Genomic DNA, 4,296 nt, shown 5'->3' with positions numbered 1-4,296 from the left:
GTTGATCGCGACGAGCACGCCGCCCGCGAGCGGCACCGCGAAATGGCCGATCAGCATCTCGGGGGTGTTGGGCACGAGGTAGGCGATGCGGTCGCCGGGCTCGATGCGCGCCTGCAGCACCCGCGCCAGTTGCTCGGCCTCGTGGGCGAAGCGCCGGTACGAGTAGCGGCGCGCGCCGTAGACGATCGCGTCCTTGTCGGGGAAGACCTCCGCCGCCCGCTGCAGGAACCGCAGCGGGGTGAGCGGCTCGTCGTTCGCGGCGGGGCTGAGGGGAACGGGCGAGGTGATCGTCGTGGGTTCGGCGAGGTGAGGCATCCGGGTCTCCTTCGACAGCCGGGCGGCGCTCCGTCGCGCCGCGGTGGCACGATGCAAACACGGATGCCGCGGCCCCCACACCCCCCGATGGAGGGTGTCGGCCGGCGCCGGCCGTCAGGGCAGCAGGCCGAGGCGCCGCGCCGTCGCGACGGCCTCATGGCGCGAGTGGGCGCCGAGTTTCGCCATGATCGTCTGCATGTAGCCCTTGACGGTGTCGGGCTGCAGGGTGAGCCGCCGCGCCGTCTCGGCATAGGTGCAGCCGAGCGCGACCTGCGCGAGCACGTCCGACTCCCGTGCCGACAGCTGTGGGGCATCGTGCTGCCGGGCGCCCACGAGCTGCGCGTCGATGGCGAGCAGGCGGGCGGCGAGCGTCGGATCCGTGGTCGCTGCGGCCAGCGCGGTCAGTTCGGCGTGCGCCACCCGCACCGCGTCGCGGGCGTCCCGGTCGTCGGCGCGCACCGTGGGGTCGACGCCCCGCAGCGCCGCCAGCCGGCGGTCGACCTCGTCCCGCACGTGCAGCTCTCCGCCGATCGCGCGCGCTCCGCCGAGCAGGTGCGTCGCGACCGCGTCGCCGAGGCTCCCCTCGTCGCGTGTCGCGGCGTAGAGCACCGCGCGGGTGGCACCGTCGACCGTCACCGGCACGGCGACCATCGACCGCAGCCCTTCGCGTCGCACCGCACCGTCGTGCTGGTGGGAGATCTGCGGCGCTCCCACGTAGTCGTTGACCGCCGTCGGGCGTCCGCGCGCGACGGCTCCGCCGCCGACCCCTTCGCCCGCGCGAACGAACAGCCGGTGCAGGCTGTCGGTCTCGGTGCCCACGAGCTCGGTGATCGTGAACGCGTCGTGATCGACCAGTCCTGCCATCAGCACGTAGCCGGGCGTACCGCCCGCCAGACGACGCAGGATGCCGCGCAGCAGGTCGCGGTCGTCGGGCCGCAGGGCCGCCGCGCTGATGTCCGGCATCGTCGCCTCCAGATGATTGGGCCGCATCGTAGCACCGGCCCGTGCGCGGGAAGCGCCGTCGGTTGGCGGGGGTTCGTGGCATCCGATACACTTCGAAGGTTGTCCGTGTGCGGCTCCCGCCGCGCATCGCGGACACGTGCATCAACCCTCCTGCTGTCGGGAAACGCCCGGCAGCCGTTCTAGTCCGAAGGAGGTGGGTTAGTGACGCACACGCACCAGTACGAGCTGATGGTCATCCTCGACCCCGAGCTCGACGAGCGCCAGGTCACCCCGAACCTCGACAAGTTCCTGAAGGTCATCACGAATGATGGTGGCTCGATCGACAACGTCGACGTCTGGGGCCGCCGCCGTCTCGCCTACGAGATCAAGAAGAAGTCCGAGGGCATCTACGCCGTCGTCAACTTCACCGCGACCAGCGAGACCACGCAGGAGCTCGACCGCCAGCTGAACCTCAGCGAGCTCGTGTTCCGCACCAAGGTGCTCCGCGCCGAAGAGGCCATCGCTCTCATCGCGTCCGAGCAGAAGCGCGCCGACGAGAAGGCTGCCCGCAAGGCCGCCGCCGGTGCCGCGAAGGTCGCGAAGGCGTAACGACGATGGCCGGCGAGACCGTCATCACCGTCGTGGGCAACCTCACGGCCGACCCCGAGCTGCGGNGACCCCCCGCACGTTCGACCGTCAGGCGAACGAGTGGAAGGACGGCGAGGCCCTGTTCCTGCGGGCGTCGGTCTGGCGTGAGTTCGCCGAGCACGTGGCGGGTTCGCTGACCAAGGGAAGCCGTGTCATCGCGACCGGTCGTCTGCGTCAGCGCTCCTACCAGGACCGTGACGGCAACAACCGCACTGCGATCGAGCTGGAGGTCGACGAGATCGGCCCCTCGCTGCGCTACGCCACCGCACAGGTCACCCGTGCGGCCGGCGGTTCCGGCGCCGGCGGCGGCGGATCGCGCGCCCAGGTCGCCGACGAGCCGTGGTCGACGCCCGGCTCCTCGAACAGCAGTGCCGACGCGTGGAGCGCCCCGGGCGCCTACGGCGACGACACTCCGTTCTGAATCTCGAATCACGGATGCCGCGGCCCCGCGCCTGAGGCATCCGCTCACACACACGAAGGAACACCATGGCTGGAAAGGCAAGCGGCGACCGCCGCAAGCCGCGGAAGGGCGCGAAGGTCGCCGCTCCCGCGAAGGCGATCCGCGTGGGCGTCATCGACTACAAGGATGTCGCCACGCTTCGCAAGTTCATCTCGGAGCGCGGCAAGATCCGCGCCCGTCGTATCACCGGTGTCTCGGTGCAGGAGCAGCGTCTGATCGCCAAGGCGATCAAGAACGCGCGCGAGATGGCGCTCCTGCCCTACGCCGGCGCAGGCCGCTAAGGAGCACCCATGTCGAAGCTGATTCTCACCAATGAGGTCGCGGGGCTCGGTAGCGCCGGCGACGTCGTCGAGGTCAAGAACGGGTACGCCCGCAACTACCTCATCCCCCAGGGCTTCGCTGTCGCGTGGACGCGCGGTGGCGAGAAGCAGGTCGCGTCGATCCGCGCGGCCCGTGAGGCCCGTGCCATCCACGACCACGAAGAGGCGCTCGCGCTGAAGGCGAACATCGAGCAGTCCTCCGTCAAGCTCGCGGTCAAGGCCGGCGCCGAGGGGCGTCTGTTCGGTTCCGTCAAGAACGACGACGTGGCCGACGCCGTCAAGGCCGCCGGTCTCGGTGACCTCGACAAGCGCAAGATCCACATCACGTCGCCGATCAAGTCGGTCGGCACCCACGAGGCGACGGTCCGTCTGCGCGACGACGTCACCGCCGTGATCACGCTGCAGGTCGTCGCCGCGAAGTAATCCGGCGCGACGCACGGCTGAGGGCCCCGGGATCCTTTCGGATCCCGGGGCCCTCAGCGTTTCCGGGGGGATGCGGGTCAGGCGAAGCTGGCCACGCGGCGGCGACGGATCACCGAGTAGCCCGCGGCGCCCACACCGGCGGCGACGAGCGAGGCGCCCATGAGCATCAGCGGGAACAGGCCGGCCGCGCCGGTGAAGGCGAGGGCGCCGCTCGTGCTGGCCGCAGAACCGAAGATCGATCCGTTGGTGCCGGGGTCAACCGGGTTGGTCGGGTTCGTCGGGTTGGTGGGGTTCGTCGGGGTGGTGGGCGTGGTGTTCGTCGGGCAGTTCACCGTGTTCGGGGTGAGCAGCGCGACCGAGTTGCACGACGCCGACAGCGGCACGTTCACCGTCGCGAGCCCGGTGCCGTTGACGAGCCCGGTCACTGTCGAGACGAGCGGGTTGAGGGCGTCGTTCACCAGCGGGGAGAGCACGTCGGTGCCTCCGGTGGCCGAGGAGAGTCCCGGCACCAGGGTGTCGAGACCGGCAGGCAGGCTCGAGGTGCCGAGGCTCGGCACCAGCGTGCTCAGACCGGCGGGAAGCTGGCTCTGCAGTCCCGACAGCGCCGAGCTCAGCGGGTTGCTGCTCGACGACAGTCCGCCCAGGAGCGAGGTCAGCGGGTTGCTGCTCGCCGACGACCCGCCGCCCGCGGTGCCCGTTCCCGAGACGGCGTTGCCCAGCACGCCCACCGCGTTGCCGCCGATCGTGACGGGTGCGTTGACGCCCACGAGCCCCTTGCCGGGTGTGGTCGCGGGCGCAGACGGGGACGTCGATGTCGAGGCGTTGGCGGCGACGCCGACGGCGTTGCCGCCGATCGTCACCGGGGCGTCGACCTGAACAAGCTTCGGCACTCCGGACGATCCGGAGACGGCGTTCGGGTTGACCGTGATGACACCGTTGAGCAGGTTGCCGAGCGGGTTGCTCGACGACGATCCGCTGGAGGACGACCCGCTCGACGAACCGGGGGTGCCGGTGGCGGTGCCGGTGGCGGTGCCGCCGATGCCGATACCGCTGCCGGTGATGGTCACCGGCAGGTGCACGCCGATGAGGGCGCCGTTGTCGTTGTTGGTGTTGTCGCCCGTGGCGGCGTTGGCGGCCACCGCGCCCGTGAGGGCGAGTCCGGTGCCGATGGCGATGCCGATGACGGAT

The 4,296-nt window shown here is 70.8% G+C and carries 7 protein-coding genes; 4 read left to right on the top strand and 3 right to left on the bottom strand.

The features are described 5' to 3' along the window. Window positions 1-315, bottom strand: a 315-nt coding sequence (locus ASG00_RS15985) for an AMP-binding protein (protein ID WP_235559005.1), incomplete at its 3' end; no start/stop codon positions are given. A gap of 114 nt (window positions 316-429) precedes the next feature. Next, window positions 430-1,278 carry a helix-turn-helix transcriptional regulator gene (locus ASG00_RS00495; RefSeq protein ID WP_056206114.1) on the bottom strand — a complete coding sequence of 283 codons (849 nt, stop codon included), beginning with the start codon at window positions 1,276-1,278 and terminating at the stop codon, window positions 430-432. A gap of 228 nt (window positions 1,279-1,506) precedes the next feature. On the opposite strand from ASG00_RS00495, the gene rpsF reads away from it, so the two are divergent. The 4 genes from rpsF (at window position 1,507) to rplI (ending at window position 3,108) form a co-directional block, all read left to right on the top strand. After that, window positions 1,507-1,866 (top strand): 30S ribosomal protein S6, encoded by a 360-nt coding sequence (gene rpsF, locus ASG00_RS00490; RefSeq protein ID WP_045248006.1) that lies wholly within the window; start codon window positions 1,507-1,509, stop codon window positions 1,864-1,866. 66 nt (window positions 1,867-1,932) lie between these two features. Then, the coding region (ssb, locus tag ASG00_RS00485) for a single-stranded DNA-binding protein (RefSeq protein ID WP_235559004.1) at window positions 1,933-2,326 on the top strand (394 nt) is incomplete at its 5' end. A gap of 65 nt (window positions 2,327-2,391) precedes the next feature. Next, on the top strand, window positions 2,392-2,646 hold the full coding sequence (gene rpsR / locus ASG00_RS00480) for a 30S ribosomal protein S18 (RefSeq protein ID WP_045247875.1): 255 nt from the start codon (window positions 2,392-2,394) through the stop codon (window positions 2,644-2,646). A gap of 9 nt (window positions 2,647-2,655) precedes the next feature. After that, window positions 2,656-3,108, top strand: a complete 453-nt coding sequence (rplI, locus tag ASG00_RS00475) for a 50S ribosomal protein L9 (RefSeq protein ID WP_045247874.1) — start codon at window positions 2,656-2,658, stop codon at window positions 3,106-3,108. A gap of 77 nt (window positions 3,109-3,185) precedes the next feature. On the opposite strand, the gene ASG00_RS00470 is transcribed toward rplI, so the two are convergent. Then, window positions 3,186-4,296 (bottom strand): hypothetical protein (locus tag ASG00_RS00470; protein ID WP_162238310.1); only part of this gene is annotated, 1,111 nt, incomplete at its 5' end.

Origin of the sequence: Microbacterium sp. Leaf351 (assembly GCF_001423825.1) — a bacterium.
Taxonomy (GTDB): Bacteria; Actinomycetota; Actinomycetes; order Actinomycetales; family Microbacteriaceae; genus Microbacterium; species Microbacterium ginsengisoli.
The sequence above is the reverse complement of the archived record's forward strand: the minus strand, read 5'-3'. Positions and strand labels throughout refer to the sequence as shown.

Coding starts and splice junctions, on each gene's coding strand:
- ASG00_RS00495 (WP_056206114.1), bottom strand. CDS start 1,278: ATGCCGGACATCAGCGCGGCGGCCCTGCGGCCCGACGACCGCGACCTG.
- rpsR (WP_045247875.1), top strand. CDS start 2,392: ATGGCTGGAAAGGCAAGCGGCGACCGCCGCAAGCCGCGGAAGGGCGCG.
- rplI (WP_045247874.1), top strand. CDS start 2,656: ATGTCGAAGCTGATTCTCACCAATGAGGTCGCGGGGCTCGGTAGCGCC.
- rpsF (WP_045248006.1), top strand. CDS start 1,507: ATGGTCATCCTCGACCCCGAGCTCGACGAGCGCCAGGTCACCCCGAAC.